The organism is Bradyrhizobium genosp. A (genome assembly GCF_049949275.1).
Lineage (GTDB): Bacteria > Pseudomonadota > Alphaproteobacteria > Rhizobiales > Xanthobacteraceae > Bradyrhizobium.
The window spans coordinates 3,485,600-3,506,630 of sequence record NZ_CP188196.1; the positions used below are offsets into that span (position 1 = coordinate 3,485,600).

The 21,031-nt window shown below is 59.8% G+C and carries 14 protein-coding genes; 4 read left to right on the forward strand and 10 right to left on the reverse strand.

Translation table 11 applies throughout. The features are described 5' to 3' along the window. Positions 1–2: 2 nt before the first annotated feature. From tssM to ACP2YP_RS16075, 10 genes are all read right to left on the reverse strand, one after another. Positions 3–3,545 carry a type VI secretion system membrane subunit TssM gene (tssM, locus tag ACP2YP_RS16030; RefSeq protein ID WP_426425257.1) on the reverse strand — a complete coding sequence of 1,181 codons (3,543 nt, stop codon included), beginning with the start codon at positions 3,543–3,545 and terminating at the stop codon, positions 3–5. A gap of 23 nt (positions 3,546–3,568) precedes the next feature. After that, positions 3,569–4,858 (reverse strand): type VI secretion system protein TssL, long form, encoded by a 1,290-nt coding sequence (tssL, locus tag ACP2YP_RS16035; protein WP_426425258.1) that lies wholly within the window; start codon positions 4,856–4,858, stop codon positions 3,569–3,571. A 275-nt stretch (positions 4,859–5,133) separates the two neighbouring features. Then, positions 5,134–6,471 carry a type VI secretion system baseplate subunit TssK gene (gene tssK, locus ACP2YP_RS16040; protein ID WP_426425259.1) on the reverse strand — a complete coding sequence of 446 codons (1,338 nt, stop codon included), beginning with the start codon at positions 6,469–6,471 and terminating at the stop codon, positions 5,134–5,136. Between the two features lie 59 nt (positions 6,472–6,530). Further along, positions 6,531–7,925 carry a type VI secretion system-associated FHA domain protein TagH gene (tagH, locus tag ACP2YP_RS16045; RefSeq protein ID WP_426425260.1) on the reverse strand — a complete coding sequence of 465 codons (1,395 nt, stop codon included), beginning with the start codon at positions 7,923–7,925 and terminating at the stop codon, positions 6,531–6,533. Between the two features lie 141 nt (positions 7,926–8,066). Continuing rightward, positions 8,067–9,482, reverse strand: coding sequence for a type VI secretion system-associated FHA domain protein TagH (gene tagH / locus ACP2YP_RS16050; RefSeq protein WP_426425262.1), 1,416 nt, complete (start codon positions 9,480–9,482; stop codon positions 8,067–8,069). 141 nt (positions 9,483–9,623) lie between these two features. Continuing rightward, positions 9,624–10,175, reverse strand: coding sequence for a DUF6931 family protein (locus ACP2YP_RS16055; protein ID WP_426425263.1), 552 nt, complete (start codon positions 10,173–10,175; stop codon positions 9,624–9,626). Positions 10,176–10,286: 111 nt separating this feature from the next. Beyond that, positions 10,287–12,215, reverse strand: a complete 1,929-nt coding sequence (locus tag ACP2YP_RS16060) for a type VI secretion system Vgr family protein (protein WP_426425264.1) — start codon at positions 12,213–12,215, stop codon at positions 10,287–10,289. A gap of 273 nt (positions 12,216–12,488) precedes the next feature. Further along, a complete protein-coding gene (locus tag ACP2YP_RS16065; protein WP_426425265.1) occupies positions 12,489–13,658 on the reverse strand; it encodes a hypothetical protein in 1,170 nt (389 codons plus the stop codon). Positions 13,659–14,390: 732 nt separating this feature from the next. Beyond that, a complete protein-coding gene (locus tag ACP2YP_RS16070; protein WP_426425266.1) occupies positions 14,391–14,894 on the reverse strand; it encodes a hypothetical protein in 504 nt (167 codons plus the stop codon). A 121-nt stretch (positions 14,895–15,015) separates the two neighbouring features. After that, a complete protein-coding gene (locus ACP2YP_RS16075) occupies positions 15,016–16,503 on the reverse strand; it encodes a methyltransferase (protein WP_426425267.1) in 1,488 nt (495 codons plus the stop codon). A 314-nt stretch (positions 16,504–16,817) separates the two neighbouring features. On the opposite strand from ACP2YP_RS16075, the gene ACP2YP_RS16080 reads away from it, so the two are divergent. The 4 genes from ACP2YP_RS16080 to ACP2YP_RS16095 all read left to right on the forward strand — a co-directional run bounded on the left by ACP2YP_RS16080 (position 16,818) and on the right by ACP2YP_RS16095 (position 20,999). Next, on the forward strand, positions 16,818–18,248 hold the full coding sequence (locus ACP2YP_RS16080; RefSeq protein WP_426425268.1) for an ImpA family type VI secretion system protein: 1,431 nt from the start codon (positions 16,818–16,820) through the stop codon (positions 18,246–18,248). A gap of 125 nt (positions 18,249–18,373) precedes the next feature. Further along, positions 18,374–18,901, forward strand: coding sequence for a type VI secretion system contractile sheath small subunit (gene tssB, locus ACP2YP_RS16085; protein WP_426425269.1), 528 nt, complete (start codon positions 18,374–18,376; stop codon positions 18,899–18,901). Between the two features lie 43 nt (positions 18,902–18,944). Then, the gene (gene tssC / locus ACP2YP_RS16090) at positions 18,945–20,438 is read left to right on the forward strand and encodes a type VI secretion system contractile sheath large subunit (RefSeq protein WP_426426167.1); all 1,494 of its coding nucleotides are present in this window, start codon (positions 18,945–18,947) and stop codon (positions 20,436–20,438) included. 72 nt (positions 20,439–20,510) lie between these two features. Next, positions 20,511–20,999, forward strand: a complete 489-nt coding sequence (locus ACP2YP_RS16095; RefSeq protein ID WP_426425270.1) for an Hcp family type VI secretion system effector — start codon at positions 20,511–20,513, stop codon at positions 20,997–20,999. Positions 21,000–21,031 lie beyond the last annotated feature (32 nt).

Here is a 21,031-nt window from a genome sequence, read left to right on the forward strand (position 1 = left end):
GCTTATATCCCGTTCGGACAGCGAAACTCGCGCAGCGCAGCCAGGTTGAGGGGATTTTTGATCGAACCCGTGGTGATTTGATAGCGCAATTCGCGGCCGGCAACGATAAAGCTGGCGGTCGCAGTTTCGGCGCGCGCCGACATCGATCCAGCCTCAAGCAACCTGAACAGCGACCACGGTCCGGTGCGCTCAAGGATGGACGGTTGGCCGGTGGTGTCGCTGACGACTGAGATTGCTGTTCTCATTGACGGAGCCGGCCATTGCACGTTCACCGGTGCATTGGATACGGGCTGAGGCGGCGGGGCTGGGGTCATCATCCCTCCCGCGGCCGGCTGCGGATTGGGGCTGACGATCGCGGTGCCACCCACCTCCATCTTCGCGCTGGCCCCAGGGCCGTTGATCACAGGCGGCAAGATGGACATCGCCACGGCGGGCTGATTGCCGCCAGTCTGGAAGAAGGCATCTCGAATATAGGCGGCGCGTTGAAATTGCTTCAATGTATCCGCCGATAGGGTGGCGCCAACCGCGTTGTCCTTGCGCCAGGCCCATTCAGGCTTTGACGTGTCAGCGTAGGGCGCAAGCGACTGGGTGAAGAACTTGTCCAATACACCATTCGGGCTGAAGAGCTTTGCGAAGTCGGCCAGCGGAACTTCCTGGTTACTGCCTCGAACGAAGGGATAGCGATTCGTCAGGACTTGCTGACAGGTGGGGATCACCTGGTCGCGCAACGTCACGAGCAACTGCCCGGCGGTGGCGGCGGCCATGTCGCCCTCGAATTCGGCGGCGGCGCCGCGTAGCATGTCCGAGAATGGCGGAGGCATCCGCGAAGCATTGTTGCGCAGCGTTGCAACCTGGGTCTGCAGCGCGGCCGTGGCCTGCCCGATGAGCATCGGATTCTCGATCATCAATGTCAGGCTTTGAGCGATATCGTTCAGATTACCGACAACAGAATCGATCGGGCGCCTTGTGCTGTCACCCTCGAGCACGGCGTGGTATGGTTTAAACTGCTCCTCTATCTTTGCGCCCGGGGGGCCGTCCTGGGTATTAAAAAGCAGTGCAACCGTTGCGGCCTTCTTGTCCACCGTCGAAGCCTGCTTGTCCGAACTGGCCGGCTTCGGACGCTCCCGCGTCAGAGCCGTCTCTTCCTTGATCGACTCGAGGAGCAGTCGCAGCGGCGATGTCGGTGCCGACACCGCCCGCAAGGCTTGGTATTTCGGCTTGTCGGCGAGCAACTTCTTCATCTTGATACTGCTCAGGGCTTCACGCCATGCGGCGATGAAGCCGTTGCCATATAGATCGAGCAGGTTGTTGGCGAGATTGTCGTATTGCTGATTTAAAGCAGTCTCTTGCCCGGGTTCGCCGAGCACCCAGCGATCCTGCTTCATTCGCTCGGCAAGGTCACCCAGCTTGGCCATGAAACGCTCGTGGAAGCCTCGATAGGTGAAGAAGGCCGGCACGTTGATCTGATCGAGCGGTTGTCCCTTGGTGCCTTCGAACACGTTGGCCACGTCGATGCCGCCTTTGCGCGCGACAACCCAATCGTCGGCGGTGGCCGATCGTGCTTCCGATTTTAGGAGTTCGTAGGCGCGTTGGGCGACGCTAAGTCGAGCCAGCGTCTTCTGCGCTTCGAGAACCAGGCGGCCATCCAGTTCGACTAGCGGCGGATCTTCGGTTTCCAAATCGAACATCGCGTCCAGGTGTTCTTCCAGCAGCTTGCGTCCCTCGGAATTGGTCGGTCCCGGATATAGATTGTCGGCCCAGTCACGTTGCATCCAAGACTTGATCAGCGCCTTGTCCGGCGGATGCAGACCCCCCAGCATCATGTAAACCTTGAGCGCTTCGTACACAAAACCGCCATCGCTAATGCGCGCATTGAGTTGCTCTTCGAGGCGGTACAGCAGTCTCGGCCGGAACAGCCGCTCGAGGGCGGTGTGATACGCCGTCTGTGACGAGGATTGGAGTCGATCGCGCTGGCTCAAGCCGAATTCTGCTGCCGTAGGCGTCGGCGCGGACCTGGTGCCGTAACCCACCGGCGTATTGCGCAATTGCTGCAGCAGGGGAAGCACCTTGTGAAGTTCGCGATCGTCGATGATCGTTTGCTTCACCACTGGGGCGGCGACCGCTGCATATTCCTGATCGGCGCTCTCGTTGGCGGTAATGAGGTCGCGATTGCGGTTGTAGCTCGTGAGCCAGGCGACCGCTAATCCGGCTGTAACCAGCCCGATCAGCGTCAGCGCCGTCGCTTTCAGGATCAGGGCGCGGCGGATGGCCGCCCGATCGGTGGACACCCAGTCGGCCTCGCCGATGATCACCTTGGATATCAGGTTGGTCAGGAAGAAGCTCTTGCCGACGCCGGAATAGCTTGTGGCGGCAACCTGCTCGGCACCGAACGCCCGCGCCAGCGATCCGACCAATTGATCGATCGGCGTGCCCTGTTGGGTTCCCGAGGTGAAATAGAAGCCGCGCAGCGTCGCGTTCACGTGATAACGGGTGGGTTCGAATATTTGCGTGAGAAAGCTCGCCAGGATCGGCTTCAGTCTGGTCATTTGGGCGGCGAAGCCGAACACTGACACGCGATAGTTGGGCGATGGTTCTTCCTGGAGACGATCGATCGTCTCCTCGCTCAGCCATTCCAGCAATTCATCGAACTGCTTCGGCACCTCGCCGACCATATTCTGCTTTTTGTTGGCGGTCTGGAAGGTCGCGCCCCACACCTGCCTGCGTCCCGCCTCGTTAAGGTAGCTGAAATACTCGGTGAAGCCCGCAACCAAGTCGGCCTTGGTGAAGAGCGCATAGACCGGGAAATCGACCTTCAATCGTTGATGCAGGTCGAGCAGGCGTGCGCGAATGGCATTGGCGTGCGCGGTGATCTCCGCCGGCGGCAGCGTAATCAGGTCCTCGATGCTGATGGCGACCAGCACGCCGTTGATGGGCTGCCGCGGTCTATTCTTCTTGAGGAGATCGAGGAAGGAGAACCAGCTCTGCTTGTCGGACTTCGCATCGGAATCCTGGGTGGTGTAACGGCCGGCGGTGTCGATCAGCACGGCCTCTTCCGTAAACCACCAATCGCAATAGCGCGTGCCGCCGAGGCCAGCTACCGCAGAGGGCGTCATGCCTTGCGAAAGCGGAAACTTCAGGCCCGAGTTCACCAGCGCCGTGGTCTTGCCCGAACCAGGCGGGCCGATGATGATGTACCATGGCAGCTCATAAAGATAACCGGACTTGCCTCCGCCTGCCGTCTTGAGCGTCGCTAGCGCATCCTTCATGCGCTCCTTCAGGACCGGTTCGTCATCGACCGGCTCGCCCTCGCCTGCGATTCCCTCAGCAATCTTCTGTGAGTTCTTGCGATGCTTGTAAAAGCTGAAACTGCCGAAGGCGGCGACGCCGGTCACAAGCAGCAGGATGATAGTCTCGCGGACAATGTAGCTTTCGAGCGGATGATACTTGCCGATCGCAATCATCGGACCGGCGAGATAGACCAAAGCCGCGAGCGAGGTCAGTCCGACCCCCGTCAGAACGATGCGAAGAATTCGTTTCCCCAGCATAGTTTTGCTTTCTCGCCTGACGGCTATTCACTTCGTGCAATGAAGACTTCGACGCGTCGGTTGTTCGCGCGCCCTTCGGGCGTGTTGTTCGTATCGATTGGCACATCCGCAGCCTTGCCCTCGACATCGACACGGTTCGGATCGCTCAGGCCTTGCTTCAGCACGGCCGCAACGGCCTTGGCTCGTTCAAGCGACAGGGCATAATTCGACGGGAAGCGCGTACTGCTCATGGGGGTGTTGTCGGTGTGGCCCACGACGCGGATCTTGCCCGGTTCCTTTTCGAGCGTGGCGGCAAGTCGCGTCGCCACCGGCTTGAAGGCGTCAAGCACCGTGGCCTTACCTGAATCAAACAGGATTAGATTGCAGACGCGGATGACGATGAAGCTCGCGGTCTGATCCGCCGTCATCTTGCAAGCGGTATTTTCGGCCGCAAGCGCATTGCGAATCCGCTGCAACTGCGTGATCCGGTCGGGCACCGGCGGCGGAGGCGGTGGCGGGGGAGGCGGGGGCGCGATGATCTTGCGCTTGAGCTCAATCTTGTCGGTGGGATGTAGCGAGAACGCCAACTGGGCGGCGGTCTCGGTGCGTGACGTCAACCAGGTTCTCAGCGTGATGAAGCCGGCGAACAGCAAGGCTGCTACGACCGAGGCAACGAGCCAGGTCGGGATGGTGATCCTCGATCTGCGCCCGGCGAGAGCCTGACCCTGCCAATGCGGCGACAGGTCGCGCATCATCCGGGGACGCACCTGGCGCAGCAATTCATATAGGTTGCGCTGGATCTGCTGTAGCGCCGGCAGACCGCCGGCCGAGGCCCGGTGCATGCCCTGGAAGCCCAGGGCGAGGCAGGCATGCTGCAATTCCAGCACGGGATAGTTGACGAGTGGGTCGGCTTTCAGACGATCCAGAATTTCGAAGAAGCGGACACCGCCGACGCGCTCGCCGAAAAACCGGCTCAGCATGCTGTATTGCGCCCACACATGTCGGTCATCTGTGGGAATGTGCTGTACAATGTCGTCGGCGGTTGCGCACAGGATGTATTTTGCGGTGTTAGCCGTTTGTTCGGAAATACCGGCGGAGCGAATGTCCTTCTCGAAGAACTTTACGGCGTCAGCGACCTGCTCCATCAAGCTGGCAAAAGACGCTCGGAGCAGCGCGACGCGCAGTCGGCCCAAAAGCTGCAACAAAGGTCCGGCTGCCCGCATGATCGGGTTGGCGGCCGGCGCGACCAGATCGTCTACGCGCAAGACCGGCGCGGTGGGCAGGTCCGCCCTTGGGGCCGGCTGATTTTGCGAGGAAATCCACTCCTCGGACATCGGCGTCGCGGGCGCGGGCGCGGGCGCGAACGAGGCGCCGGGATGCGCAACTGGTGCAACCGGAGGGGGTACAGGCTGATATTGGGACCCCGGCGGCTGCTGATAGGGCGCTGCAATGTCCGGAGTGGGTACAGGTGAATAAGGCGCGCGTGACGGTTGCTGCTCCCGCGGGGGAGGGCCGGGCGGAGGGGCCTGCGGTAATCGACCGCCAGGATTTGGCCGGATGATCGTCCGCTCAGTGCGCCCGAATGGGTTAACAGGCTTGTCCCTGTCGTTCATCTTCGATCTTCAAGAATTGCCCAGAGGTAAAGTTCTAGCTCCGGCCAATCTCCGGAGAAATGCATTCCGATAGACGCCGCGTTGCTGAAGTCAGGCCAGAGCTGTGACTTCCTGTCCAGATAAAAATACACGTGGTCGGTGATTGCGCGGATTTGCGGCGGCGGTGTCGGCAGGTGCACCAGCGGCAAACCGGGCAGGTTCGCGTGCACGATCTCGTTCATCCTGGTGTTGGGCCCGACCTTGAACAGGTGGGGGAAGTCGTTCTGGATCTCGACCAACGGCCGCCGGGCGGCGACTTCCAGAACGAAAGTCGCGTTGCGGAACAGCGAACGGTCGCGGATGGGCGATAGGAACGCGTTCTGGGCCCGCTCGATGATTTCGAGGCGGATGGCCCGCCGTCCCAATCTTGCGCTCAGAAATTCCTGGATGTCGCGGATCAGGGGCGCGAAGACGTTCTCGAGATCGTCATGATCGTAGGCCGGATAGTCCCGTGCGCGGCGTTCGGTGGTTGCGAATGTCGCGAGCTCGCCGGCAAGCCGCAACAGCTGCTCGTAGAGCCGCTCCGGATGGATATAGCCCGAGCGCTGTAGGTGGATCAGTGCTGGAATCTCGCGGTTGAGAAGCTGAAGCACGAGATAGTCGACGCTCTGTAGACCACCTCCCGAGGACGGGTCGACCGCATAGCGCGCCAATTCCTCGAGCTTGGCATCGATCCAGCCGATGATCCGATTAAGCCAGCCATCGATGACGGGGTGGGCCGCGCAGACGAGCATGGGCGGCACGAAGCGCTCGTCGAAGAGCACGTTCTTGTCGCGGACTTCGAGGACGCGTGCGATCCCTAGTCCCATGTAGCCGGGCTTGGATGTCTTGCGTAGTTCGAAGGAAAGGCGAGGCACCGCAATCTCGACCTCTTCCTCGACGCGCAGTGAAGAGGTCGAGTCGATGAATGTCTCCGAGGCGCGGACGTAGCGACTTGCACTGTCGGCAGTGGACTCGTCCACTTCGCGGGTATTTGGCGCGGGGAGCGGCATGATCAGCCAGGCGATCTGGCCCGCCGTGCCCTCGGGCACGTCGATCGCTTCAGGGAGAGGGCTGTCCGCTGGAATGTCGAACGGCGTGCCATCCGGCAGGACACCGCTGGCGCGGCGAACCGCGAATTTGCTTTGTTGAGCCAGATCTTGATCGATCTCGAGCTCGTCGAAGCCCCAGGGATAGGGTGTGATGCGGCGGACGCGTTTGTCGATCAGATGCTCAAGATAGCGATCATTCTGCTGCAAATGATGAGGGCGCAGAAACAAACCCTCCGCCCAAAAGACCTTGCTGTACCAAGACATTTACGTGGCCTGTTGAAAAGTTTTGCCGCCCGGCCGCTGATGCATCGGCATCCGCTGGATCATCGTGGATCCCCATCTTGCTTCCCATCATAATATTCGCCGAAGTACTGCATGAACTGTTCGACCGCCGCGCCGGGCTCTCGTCCGAATCCTGCCTTCCATCGGGCGACGTGCGTGTCCCAGAGACGGCCCTTATGGGACCTGAGCGTATCCAGTGTACTCGCATGTTCACGAGCGTTCTTTTCGATATTCGCCGGGTCGAGTTCGGCCGACAGGACCGAAATTGCATGCTGCATGGCCGCGTAGGTCTGCTGCTGATGCGATTTCAAATCCCTGAAACCTTGATCGAAGGCGGTTCGCGCATCCAAATAGGTTCGCGATTTCGGGCCAAACATGATTTTCATGGCGTCTTCGGCGGACGGTGCGAACTTCAGGGCGTTGTTCTCCGTGGCCTGAACTGTGGTCTGTGACGTGCTGCGCGTCATGCGCTTGGCTTCATTGCGGGCCTGGAGCAGCGCCATCACGTTTTCCACCGAAAGACGGATGAGCTGTCCGATCTGCTGGGTCAGCTGCTCGGGATCTCGGCCGTCGAAAAAATCGTCGGGCAGGGATGCACCTGTGGCGATCCGGCGCGCAAAGGCCTGGCCACCATCGCGCGCCTCTATATTGGTCGCCGTGATGGTTGAAAGGTTCGGCGGAGAAGGCGCGTTGGGCGGTGTCGTCGGCGTTTCAGCCGCCTTTGCCGCCGGTTCGGTGGCGGCGCGGGGCGCAATGAATGGGTTCACACTCTCTCGCTGCGTATCCTCCTCTCTAGGCGCGGGAGGCCGCGCAGGCTTGGCCGGCTGTGGGGAAGGCGCTGCCTGCGATTGATCATCGCCCCACGTCAGGGGGTTGGCTGCGCCGCGATCGCCCGGCGACCGGGGTGGCGTCGGACGTGCCGGCGCGAGGTCCTCGACCGATCCGCCGCCAGTCCAATCCATGGTCGGCGCTGGCGGGGCCGCTGGCTGTGAAAGCCGGTCAGCAAGCTGTGGGCCGGTGTTGGGCTCGGGAAACTCGCGTTCAATTCCCCAAACGTCGGAAACCGACGTTTGAACGACAGCGGAGCCTGCATACGGACTTTCTGTCGCGAGGGAATCCCGTTCGATCGCCACAGCGATCATGTAGTGACCGATAATCAGGCGGTCGCCATCCCTGAGCTGATGTGGGCTGCGAACCCTGTGATCGGACCCGCTGAGAAAGGTGCCATTGGTTGAGACGTCCTGGAGCCAATAGCCGTTGTCGCGATAATGAATCTCGCAATGCTTGCCTGAGATGTAGCGAGTTGGGTCCGGTAGGGTCCAATCGACGTGCTTATCCCGTCCGATATCGACCGGCCGGTTGCCCTCCATCGTAAAGGAAATCGGCCCACCATCAGGCAAGGTCGAAAGGTTTTCGATCGTCAGGCGAAGCGCCATTAACGAATTCCCTTGTCATGGGGAGCTGCAATCTCCGCAACGTCTGTGTGTAGCATTGTCAGGGCCCTCCCGTCATTACCCTTGGCCATTCGAGCAGATTGCGCGCGTCGAACGTGACGAATGGGAGTCCGGTCGTTTGGCCTAGCCGTCATAGTGCTCGGCGAAGTAGTTCATGAAGGCGCTCAGCATAGCGTCTCGCCTTCCCTGGCTGCGCACCTTCCATTGCAAGAGATAGGCGTCCCAGAGCTGCGTCTTGCGCGATCCGAACAAATCCACCAGGCCGCCGCCGGCGTCGGTGCTCTTCTCGATCTCGGCTGGATCGAACTCGGCGAGAAGATCCCTCAGCGCATGTTGCATAGCCCGGTAAGTCTGAACCTGATGCGACTTCAGGTTCTCGAAACTTTGCTTGAAAGCGCCACCGGCATCGAGATAGCTCCGGCTCGGTTTTCCGAGCATGAGCCGCAAGGCGTCTTCAGCGGTCGGCGCGAACTTCAGGGGGTTATTGGCAAGCGCCTGGACGGTGGTGTGATCGGACGTGCGAGCCATCCGTTTGGCCTGCTGGCGATCTTGCAGCAGCTGCTGGCAATGCTCCGTGATCACGCGCAGCAACGCGCCAATTTCCTCTGCGAGCAACCCGGCGTCGCAGCCGGCGAGTGCGTTCTCCGGCAGGCCGGCTGCGCGTGCAAAGATGCGGACGAAATCGTTCGATCCGGATTCACGTGGCGTACTGCCTGCTATGGCAGCGGGCGCCAGAGGGCGCCACACGGGCGGCTCAGGCGCTGCGCCGACGCGAGGCGCCGGGACCGGTGCAGGCATTTCCGGCCAAGGCGTTTCCGGTGTCGGCGGGGCGGCGGGACGGGCAGGTGCTGGCCGGACCACCGAAGGGCTCGGCTCGAATGCCTCAGGGGCGGGAGCCTCATCAGCCCAGATCGGCCGCCGCGGGTCGGGCATGGCAGGTGCGGCAGGGGCGGGCGGCGGCGCCCTCCCGCCACCTTCCGCCCAACCCATGTCGTCGAGCGCAGGGGCAGACTTCGCCTCAAAGTGCGACGAGCGCATGGAGGGCGCCTGTGCCGGAACGTCGATCGCCCATTCGAGGAAATCAGCCTTGGCCGGTCCGAGCTCGCGCCGCGACTTGAGATGTTTCGGGTTGATCGGCTGTGCGACCTCACCGACGGCCTGCCAGATGTCGTCATAGCTCGGCTTCAATTCCCCGACCGCAGCAGCAGCGTCGGCTGCCCCGCCCTGAATGGATGCGCTCACGAGGTAGTGGCCAATGACGAAGCGATCGCCGTCGCGAATGCGATACGGAACGGGTAGGCGCGTTTCGGCACCCATCAGGAAAGTGCCGTTGCTTGAGGTGTCATGCAGCCAATAGCTGTTGTCGCGCCACCTGATCTCACAGTGCCGTCCCGAAACGGTACGGCTGGGATCCGGCAAGGTCCAATCAAGATACGCGTCGCGGCCGATGTCGATGCCGCCCTTGCCCTGGATGGTCACGCTGAGAGGCCCACCGTCTGGCAGGCTCGTCTGGTTCTCAACTTTCAGCGTCAGCGACATGACCGTATTCGTGGGGCGCAATCAGGCAATGGAAAAAAGTCGATACCTCTATGATCTGCGAGCAAGGTAGGTCCATTCCCTATGGCATGCAAGGCGGGCATGCGGGGCGCCGGCGAGACCGGCGCCAGCTGGAACTCCATCTCACCCAATACCCTGCTGGGCGAGCTTGATGGCTTCGGCGATGCAGGTGCGCAAGCGAGGGGTGCGCTCGTGGCTTCTGATTCTGCTCGCGCTCAACAGGATAGCGATGCGGCTGGCGCGCGCGGTCATATACGGTGGCATCGGCGCGGCTTGGCCGCCGATGGTCTGAGTCCCACCGGACCACGCGGCAGCCCGCGCAAGCCAGGTCGTCGGATCGTTTTCATCGCTCCGCTCTCCAATGTCGAGCGCGCGCTGGCGGTTTTCTGTGTCGGGCTGGAATACCCAGGCTTCTGCGACGAGCAATCCCGGCGGACGAGTCCTCGCAATCTCCTCCGTCAGAGTGCGCGCGCTCACGCATGCCCACCACACGGCTTCCCGCCGTGGCAGGAGATGCGCGCAAAACGCCACCGCCTCGGGAAGTTTGCCGGCTGTAACCAGCGATCTCACGAAGTCGATCGGCGGCTGCTCGGTCGGTTCGACTTTGATGGTCCGCGACAGGTCCGGGAAGGCCTCAAACAAGGCCTGGGTCGTCGCGAAGCGGACAAAGGACATCGAAGACCCCCTAATCGGCGACCGAAGAGCGGTCACCATCCCATAATCCCCGCCCCGTTCTGTCAACTGGGAGCGCCCTGGCCGCAAAGCGAGCCGCCCGACTTATGGCCGCTAGATCGGAATACCGCCAATCACCGCAGCACCGGCGACCAGTGATGGCGTAGTGAGTACCGCTCCGATGGTGACGGCGGGCGCCATAAGATTGATCGCCGCTTCGCCTGTGAGGTTGATCACCGGGGATGTCATCGAGATGCTCGCAGGCGTGATCGAAATGCTGCTGACACCCATAGCGACGGTCAGCGTGATTCCCAACGCCGTTTCCACGTTTTGTTGCCCAATCTCGACCTTGATCGACTGGCTCCCCATCTCGAGCAGAACATTGTCGTCGCCCTTCTGAATCTTCCAGTTTCGATTTCCGCCAACGATCCAGCTTTGGTCACCGCCCATTGCGGGTGCGTCCGGATTATCAAGTGCGCCGACCGAGCCGGTCTGGTTCGCATTGATCGTGACCAGATGATCGGCCTGGGCATGCATGCGGATGAATTCGCCGCCCTTCTTGTCCTCGAACATAAACTCGTTGTAGCCGTGGTCGCCCTTGGAGGATTCCGACTTCGTCCCGGACTGGGTTTTGTTGTCGGGCAAGTCGTAGGGGACCTTGTTGTCGCCGTTGTAGACGCAACCTGTGACCAGGGGGCGGTCGGGATCGCCCTCGAGGAAATCAACAACGACTTCCATTCCGATGCGCGGGATGAACTGCGTGCCCCATTTCTTTCCGGACCATACGTGAGCGACCCGGACCGGGCAGGATTTCTTCGGCTCGCGATCCCAATAGAACTGTACCCAGATATGCGCGTTCTCGTCCGTCGAGATCTCTTCGCTTTCCTCGCCCTTCTTGCCCACGACCTTCGCAGTCTGGATGCCGTAGATCCGGGGCCGCGGTGTGTGCGGCAAATTCCGGAAGGGCTTGTCGCTGGGAAGAAACTCGTAGGAGCCATAATAGGCTTGGGGCTCTGAGCCCCCGCCCGCGTTAATCGTGCGATAGGATTGCACGCCGAACCGGTGCGACGCGCGGACGACCAGGAATTCGCGATTTTCTCCGCCTATGGGATGCCGCTCGGCCGTGAGCAGCGTGCCGGCAAAGAGTGAGGCGGCATCTCCTTCGACGTAACGGCGATGATCGTACGACTGTTCTGCCTCCAGACGAAACTTCGAGAACTTCTTACCCTTGTCCTCGTCGTCATATTTTCCGGGGTAATCGTAGATTTCGAGCTTGGAATGAGCGTAGTTCTCGGCCGCCTCATTGGGTGCCAGCAGTTTCTTGTTGGGCTTCAGATAGTCGTAATCGTTAAATTGGATCTTTCCGGTTCGGAAGCGGCGCTCCAGGATCCAGGTCCCCAGCAGCTGACTCTCGTGCAGGGCATAATCGATCAAGGGAAGGTAGGGTAGCGTCGCCACGTCGGGATTTGTCTCGTGGGAAGAATGCGAGTCCGCCAGTACCAGCGTGTGTTTGCCTGCCGAATGCTTGAAGAAATAGTAGATCCCATACTGCTCCATCAGCCGCGAGCAGAACGCGTAGTCGGTTTCGCGATATTGAACGCAATAGGGGATGGTGTCGTAGTCGGACGTCGTCTTGAACTCGAAATCCGTAAAGCCGGCCTTGGTGAACACCTCCTGGATGATGTCCTTGACGTTCTTTTCCAGGAAGATCCGGCAGTCGGCCTTGTAGTCGAGAAGATGAAACCACGGGCGCAGCGTCAGCCTATAGTGAAAGAAGTCCTCGACCTTTTCGATCCATTGCGCGCGGGTCAGGATGCCGTCGAAAAAGCGGTCTTTGCCCTTGTAGGCGTTAAACTTGACCGTGCAGGATTTCCCAAGCGCCTGATCGAAGTCCAGATTTTCCTGCTCGCTGAGCGCGTCCACCTCGAACTCGAACAGCTCGCCCAATCCTTCGGTTCCCATGAATTGTCGCAAGACAAGGACGTCCTTGCCAAGAGGGGTAGTGAGTTGGCCGACACGGCCGTCCTGCGTTAAATTGCCCATTGGAGACCGGCTCCTTCCTGATATGCCTTAGGGGATAAGTGTGGAATTGCGCGCATTTGGTTCAGTAATCGCGGCAGGCTACGAGAAGTGTCGGAGCGAAATAAACAGGAGGCTGCGAGTTGGCCCGCCGGCTACCCGGTCGCCGAAGCCATAGTGAGCGCTCCCTTCGTAGCCCATCCAGAGGAGTGCGACTGCTCCGGAGTTTCGCAAGGGAGAGCACTGTGAGACGAGAGGGTTACGCGCTGAATGGAGAGACGCACGCGAGCCCGATGCTTACTTCATCCAGTTGGCGACCAGTGGCGTGTACAGGGTCGACGTTGCGTTGATCTGCTTGCTATCTTTTTCCGCGTTCCAGAACGTTTCGATCGCTTCTTCCTTTGCGCCCGGAACCTTCTTCCACGTAATCACGAGTGTCTTGGGCGCCGTGTAAAACCACGTGCCCTTGTTTCTCGGCTCCATGGGTGGCTTGATCGTGTCGTAGACCGGACCCTTTCTGCTCGAAGTCGCAACATTGTCGGGACCCAGATAGTAGTACCAGAGGCCGCCGTCCCAGACGCGCCACCAGCCCATCGGCCACTCGAGTTCGGGAGTATCCTTGGTCACCACGCGTACGAGGTGTGTCCACGTATTCCCTGAGGTAGCGAGATCGAAGCCGGGAGTAGCGCAGACGCCATATTGCGAGTCCTGGGCTTCGTAAATGACCTTGTTCTTGCCGACGAAGGCGATGTGGTGATCATCCTTGATCAAGATGTCGCCATCCATGACGTCGGCTGGCTTCCGCCCGATTGTAGCTTTGTACTTCTCCTCTTTTTCCTTGCTATTCTCTTTCCAGCCATCCTTGAGCAGATACACTTGCCCGACCTTGTTGGGGTCACGCCAGTCGCTGATTTCGAGCTGGACGATCTTTCCGCTCGCCTTCCAATAGCAATAGCCGATGAACCCAACGCAATCGAAATGCTTCTTGTCCTTGCAGGATTCGGCCCAAACCAGCAGGCCGTTGCCATCGCCGCCATTTTGCCCTGGTCCGAACGTCCGGCGTGGCGTGAAGTACTGCGCCTTGTTCGGCCAAGTCGAAGGCGGTTTTCCTTTGAGCGAATCTAGATAGGCGATGAGGTCTGGATCGGTGTCGGATGGGAGCTTGTTTCCGGGGTATTTGGGGGCCAGCGGAGCATCGTAATTACCGGCGCAAACCGAATATGTTGGCGGCTTATCCCTCTGGTGTTGGATCGTCGTCGTTGCCGCATTGACGGCAAGGCTCGACGTCTTGTCCAGCTTGACCTTGGGATCGAGATGCTTCTCGTCTGCAATGAGTCCGACACCGCCGGGCCGGCACGGACAACCGTCATTGAGTCCAGGCGTCGAGCCGTAGGCGCCGTGGATATAATGGCTGCCAACTAGGCTCTGGGCGACTGCAATGACCTTTGCCCCTGTTTTTTCGTCCACGCTGAATGCCCCCTGATGCCTACAAATCGAATGACGAAGGCCGTCGTGCAAGATGCAACCCAGTTTGCCAGCAGCTCCGTCTTGCGCAACACCAAAACTGAGGTCCCTCGAATATGAATGCTGACTGACAGTAGTCGAACGCCGGCCCCGCAGGGTTCAAGCCAGTTGCCAAACCCCGGGAAGGGCCGTCATCAGGGGCCGTCCTTTGAAACGGTGCCGACGGCAATCGGCAGGACAGGAACTGATGCGGCGTCCGCTGCTCTTAGTCTAGCCCCGGCGCACCCGCTGTGGTAAAGCTCCAGAACCATGAAGCCGGATTTGCGAGGGTTAGCGACCGAAAGCTGGGCGTGCGTCGACTGTGGGTTCAACACGGCGCCCGGTTGCTTGGACCGAGAACAGATGGAACAGGCTATGGCCTACCCTTGGGCGGTCCCAAAGCCGTACGTAGACCATATGACGGAAGTCTACATGGTGACGCCAGAGGTCTGGAAAGCCGTAGACATGGAGCCGAAGGGTGGCTGCCTGTGTATCGGCTGCCTTGAAGAGCGGCTCGGTCGAACGCTGACCCCAAAGGATTTCTTCCCCAAGCACCCGCTCAATAAATTTCCAGGAACGGAACGGTTGCTGTCACGACGTAACGCATGAACTGAATGTGCGCTGCAACGCAGCCCGATCTTCGGCTCCAACAAGAATTACAGAGACCGCCTTCGGGCGGAAACACCAGCGCAGAATCTAACTCCTGCGCTTGCTGCCGAAAATCTCGACGGGATCGGACACTGTGCCGACCTCATGCCCGAGGATTTTCAAAACCTGCAGTTCTTGCGCAAAGATGATACCTCGCGTCCGTGGCGCCGACACTCCGACTCTGAGGGCATTCTTTTCTCGCCCACCACCAGCCTGGCGGTTTATCTCTGCCCACACTGGAAAAAGCCGTACATAATTTACATTGCTACCAGACAAATTAGCCCAGCTTCGCGGGAATACGTGGTCAATATCGACATTGTCTCCCCATTCGCTGGCGTGCTCCACAAATCCGCCCCCGGCAGCTTTACTCCAAACCGCCCGATAGGTCGTGAGCTTTGGCGAAGCCCATACCATGCAGGGATCACTCACATCATTGGTGACAATAACCAGAGATTGCAATTTCGGATCAAGCGGCCATGGACTACCGAGCCTAAGAAGCGCCTCATACGTCTCCGCGGCCACAGGGATTTTGTCAGGAAGTTTCAGACTCATGCAGCCCCCCTTTTCTCGGAATTGACCATTCTAATACCACATCGGCGCACCCGAGTGTTGCGAGATGGGCGGCTTTACTTGCCTCAAGCATATAGTGCCCGCGAGCACCTTGTTCTGCCGGTCATGATCCCGGGTTCGGCTGTCCGTCAGGCCCATCAACCACGACGATGCCGCGCTCGGCCATTTGGCCGATGAGATCAGCGAGAATCGGCCACGTGCATTCGGCCGGAAGCCCGCCGCTCCGTTCGGCGGCCTTGAATGCGTCGATGGAGGTCAGCTGGCCGTCGAACTGTGACAGCAATTGCGTTGTCCAAACGTCGAGCTGAATCGTGGTTGACAGCGCCCCGCTGCTGACGAACCGGGCGTTATCGGGCACCATGCGACCGTCGCGGACGATGTGCTGCATCGTCATCGTCAGGCCGGACGGCAGCCGCGGTCTTGTGGCTAACAACCAGTCTGCAAAGGCAGGTCTCCGTCGAAATGTCCGCCACGCCAAGATGCGCTCAAAATCGGCATTCGTTGCCGCGCCCGTCATTCGCACCCGCAGCGGCGGTTCCCTCACGGGTGTTCCTGTCCGCCGAATAAAGGTCGCGCCGTATATGAATTTCTCGGTTTGAAGGTCCCGGAAGCGTTGAGCCAGGCGTTCGGCCTTGTCTCCGTCGCCCCGGAAGTGAAGCCTTTGCAGGGAGCCGGTAAATTCGTCGATCGACATCGTGCGCATCACACCGACCATGATGTCGAAGGTGGCCCCGGCCTCGCCTAGCCAGCCGCGGAGACGCTGTTCGAAGCTCGCGTCGCGGCCATCCCGGCCCATGCACATCAGAATGGCAGTGCCGCCCGGCTGCAAGTGGTGCGGCAGGTCGGCTACCAGACGGGCCACGAGTTCCTCCCCGATGTTGCCGCCTTCCCGAAACACGGCTCCGTCGCCGAGGGAGGGCACCCATGGCGGATGGGCGCAGATCAGGTCGAATGCGCGCCCCTCGACCGGAGCAAAGAGATCGCCGCGCAGGCTCTCGATCCGAAGGCCGTTGAGCTGCGCATTGAAGTCGGCGAAATGCGCGGATCGAGCGGTGATATCGAGTGATGTGGCGCTCATTCCGGCGCGCACCAGATGGAGCGCTCCGATACCGGTCCCCGCGCACAGATCGAGTGCGTGACCAGCGCGCGCGTCTGGCAGCAGCTTCAGCAGGTGCAGGGTGCCTGAGTCGTGGGCAGGAAAGACAAGTTCGCCGGAGCCTTCCGCATCTGGCCGAAGCTGGCGATCCGAGGCCACGCAAAACCCGTCGGTCGGATAGAGCCAGACCGGGCAGGTCACTCCGCCTTCGGGCGAATCGCGGACGAGATCGAGGACTCTCAACGAAGCCAGTGTCGCCGCGTCACATACCGACTCGATCAGAGCCGTGGGCACGGTGCTACCGTCAATGAAAAGTGCCATTGCCGCTCGCAAAGCGGGTGTGCCACCCGTGATGTTCGAGGAGTTCGCATCGGGCAGCCGACTCATATTGGGGAGGCGCAGAAGATCGACGATCGATTCTTCGCTGAAATCGAGCCGATCGAGCCACTCACGGACGCGAGCGAAGTCGTCTCTGGTCCCGATCCGAAGCGTCATCGCTGCACCGCGTGACGGGATTTGCGTGAAGTGGCGTCACACATGCGATCGATACCCTCCCATCTAGTGAGCCTGTCTCCTGCTCACACGACAGATGATCGACCCTGATGTCGTGAGTTCGACATTGAACTTAACAGGCAGCTGGAGCGACATAGTCCAGAATAGAGCAAAGGCGAATTCGGACGTAAAGCGCATTAGCCATGGACGGCGACAGAAAGGATCTATTCGGCAGCCGATATGGGACAGAATAAATTTTGGCGTGGAATTCATAAAAATGAGTTATAGTCCGGGCTTCGCATCCATGGGCCACTGCAGTGCTTCATGCTGACCAAAGCATCGTCGATCAGAACGCCGTCGGCGTTGAGCCGCCGCCGCTACCGCCGTCCGCATTGATTCTCGATGTGCTTGCCTCCGATCCGGTGGTCGCAGCGCTCACTGCGCCGCTTGCCGGAGCCGACCCCTGCGGTCCGGATCTCGATGCCGAAGGCGATCCCGGTTATCTCAATTTCTTCGCTCAGGCAGAGCTCATCCTGCCAGCCTCTTTTTTTTCGGCGGAGGACGGCAAGCCGTTTGACCGCACAACGGTCGACTTGAAGGGGCAGCGTGAGCTGATCAAGCCCCTGCTGCAGCGCACCCGGGATATTCGGTTGCTTATTTTGCAGGCGCGACTCCAGATTCTGGACAAAGACCTTGCTGGATTTGTTACAAGTGTTGCGGCCGCGGCGTTGCTGCTCGAATCGTATTGGGATCAAGTTCACCCACGTTGCCAGGGAGATGATGCGTCCGCCAGAATGTTCGCGATCGGCGATCTCGATGCAGCCACTGTAGTATTCCCGCTGCAATATGCGCCTTTGTTTGAGGCGCGCCGCATTAACACGGTGAGCTATCGCACCTCGATGATCGCGAAAGGCGAGGTCAAGCCGCGTGGCGGTGAGTCCAAAGTGGCGCCCGCCGCTCTGCTCGAGGCCAGAGGCGATGCCGATCAGACCGCACTCGCGGCCACGCGCAAGTGCATCGGCATGCTGAAGGTCGCCGTTAATCGCATTCGCGAGGCCTTTGCGGTGCACGGAACCTCCGCAGGCTTCGAGACCCTCCCGGCCCTGATCGAGAAGATACAGGGATTTGTCGATCCCGCTGCACTCGAGGTCGAAAGCCCCGCCCAGAATGAGGCGGAGCCTGGCGCTGCGGACGATGCGGGAGGAGCTCGGCAGGAGAGAGGCGTCAGCAGGCCTGTCGCAATGGGCGCGCCGACGTCGCTCGCAGCGGCACGCGAGGCGTTGGCGGCCGTATCGGAGTATTACAGCCAGCGCGAGCCTTCGAGCCCGATCCTGCCACTGGTACGCCAGGCACATCAGCTCATTGGCAAATCTTTCATCGAGGTGATCGGCATCCTCGTTCCCGGGCATATGGAGAAGGCCGCCTTTCAGATCGGTGGCGACCAAGTTTTCGAACTTCCAGTCGGCAAATTGGGCAGCCTGCCGCAGGTGAGCGGGCTGTCCGGCGCCGAGCTGGCTGCCGTAGCGCCTGAGGCCGGTGCAACCACTCCTCGTTATGATGTCCGGACGCGCTCGCAGGCGATTGCTTTGATCGAACAGGTCCAAAGCTACTTCCGCCACTCTGAGCCGGCCAGCCCGGTACCCATGATCTGTGATCGTGCGCGTGCGCTGGCGGAACGAGATTTCATGGCCGTGCTCCGCGACGTTTTGCCTAAAGCGGCGCTTAAGAATGTCGGGACCGACAAGTAAGACGTTCGCTTGATCAAAGTTTTGAGGCCGCCTTAGTGGGATTCGACTGAGAGTTGACGAACGGTGAAAAGCCCCCTTTAATCGCATTATTTGATTAGGTAGTTCCTTCGTAAAGGAAAAGACATATGGCGCGAGACAGCGGTCAAAAGTTTATTAAGCGAAATCGTCCACCACGCGTCCACATCACCTATGAAAATCCCGCGAATGCGGAGGAGAAGGTCGAAATCCCGTTCGTCATGGGCGTGATGGCCGACCTTTCCGGCAACACTCCGGGCGTGGAGAAAGAGGAAATCGCCAATCGGAAATTCCTCGACTTTGACATGGACAACCTGGATTCGCGCATGGCAGCGATCCAGCCCGGTGTCAGCTTCCGCGTCGAGAACAAGCTCTCCGACGAGTCCGGTGAGAAGATGGGCGTCAACCTGCGCTTCAATAAGATGGCCGACTTCGAGCCTGCCGCCGTTGCGCGCCAAGTGCCGGCGGTCGCGAAGCTCCTCCAAGCGCGGCAGCAGCTTGCAAACCTTGCGCGCTATATGGACGGCAAGGTTGATGCAGAAGCTACTCTGCGAAAACTGCTGTCGGATCCGCAGATGATGGCCGCGCTGAAGAATCGGTCAATCCAATCCAGCAACAATGACGAGAGCGGCACTTAAAGCCGCTCTGGTTCCTTTAAACTCGAAATCGGAGAGAGCTGTCATGGCTGCAGAGACCGCTCAGGCACCTCAAGAAGCACTCGCGCAAACGACCGAGGGCGACGAGTTCTCGAATATGCTGAAGCAAAGCTTCAAGCCACGTACCGAACGTGCCGCGACTGAAGTCGAGAATGCCGTCAAGACGCTGGTCGAGCAAGCGCTCGGCGACTCCAGCCTGATCAAATCGGATGTTCTAGATACGATCGAGGAAATGATCGCCCAGCTCGACAAGAAGCTCTCGGCGCAGATGAACGCGATCATGCATGCCCCGGAGTTTCAGCAGATTGAGAGCGCCTGGCGCGGACTGAAATACATGGTGTTCCAGTCCGAGACGGATGCCATGCTCAAGATCCGCGTGATGAATGTGGGTAAGAGCGAGCTCTACCGCCATCTGCGGCAGTATCCGAACGCTGCCTGGGACCAGAGCCCGCTCTTCAAGAAGATCTACGAAGAGGAGTTCGGACAGCTCGGCGGCCAGCCTTATGGCTGTCTTGTGGGCGACTACTATTTTAGCCACCTACCCACCGACGTGCAGCTGATGCGTGATCTCAGCAAAATCGCGGCGGCGGCCCACGCGCCGTTCTTTGCCGCTGCGGACTCCACCCTCATGGGCATGGACTCCTGGAACGAGCTGATGAATCCGCGTGATCTCAGCAAGCTGTTCGACACCCCCGAATATGCGGCCTGGAAATCGCTGCGCGATTCCGACGACGCCAAATATATGGGCCTGTGCATGCCGCGCGTTTTAGCGCGTCTGCCATATGGTGCCAAGACGGAGCCGGTAGAGGAGTTTGCGTTCGAGGAAGACACCGACGGGCATAAGGGTGAAAAGTACGGCTGGATGAACGCGGCCTACGCGATGGCCGCCAACGTCAATCGCGCCTTCAAAGAATATGGCTGGTGTGCCCGCATCCGCGGCGTGCAGTCAGGCGGCGAGGTTGACAATCTGCCGGCTCACACGTTCCCGACTGACGATGGCGGCGTCGATCTCAAATGTCCCACCGAGATCGCGATCAGCGATCGCCGCGAGGCGGAGTTGGCCAAATCCGGACTTATCCCGCTCATTCACCGCAAGAATACCGACCGTGCCGCGTTTATCGGCGCGCAGTCTCTGTTCAAACCCAAAGCCTATCAGAACAACGTGGAGGCGACCGCGTCGAGCAATTTAGCCTCGCGCCTGCCTTACATGTTCGCGTGCTGCCGCTTTGCCCACTATCTAAAGGTGATGGTCCGCGACAAGGTCGGCTCCTACTACGAAACGGAGCAGCTGGAGAAGTGGCTCACCAACTGGATCAGCGAATATGTCGACGGTGATCCGAAGAACTCAACGGAAGCGACCAAATGCAGGCGGCCGCTCGCTGGCGCGAAGATCACGATTGTGCCGAACGAGGAGAACCCGGGGTACTACTCCGCAACGTTCGAGTTGCGTCCGCATTTCCAATTGGAAGGCATGGACATTGGGCTTCGCCTCGTTTCGCGGTTGCCAGTTGCGAAATAGCGTGAACCCTCTCTCGGAGGAGTAAGACTAATCTTTGCGTGAAAAGTTCACGCACACAAAGGGGTAATGACGATGGCATCTACCAATATGTATCTTAAGCTCGATGGTATTGATGGCGAGTCTCTCGACCAAGACCATCAGGACTGGATCGAAGTGGAAAGCCTCTCTTGGGGGGTAAGCAATCCGGCTTCGTTCTCGATCGCTCAGGGCGGTCAGGCAACGCAGGCCGACGTGTCCAGCTTCAATATTGCGAAGCACATGGATAAGGCTTCAGTTAATCTTTTTAAGGCCAGCAATACCGGCAAGCACATCGCCAGCGGGAACCTGGAGTGTCTCAAGCTCGATGGTGACTCGCGCGTAGTCTTTTTTAAGGTAGATTTCACCGACTTGGTGGTGACCAGCGTGCAATGGAGCGGTAGCGGATCGGATCAGGCGCTCCATGAAATGGTGTCGTTCGCTTTCGCTGAATTCAAGCAGTCCTACAAGCTGCAGCAGGACGCCGGCGCCGCGGGTGGCAGCACAGACTTCGGCTTCAATATCCAGACGTCAAAGGCGACGTGAAACTGAATTCGGGGCTGAACTCTTGAAGCTTA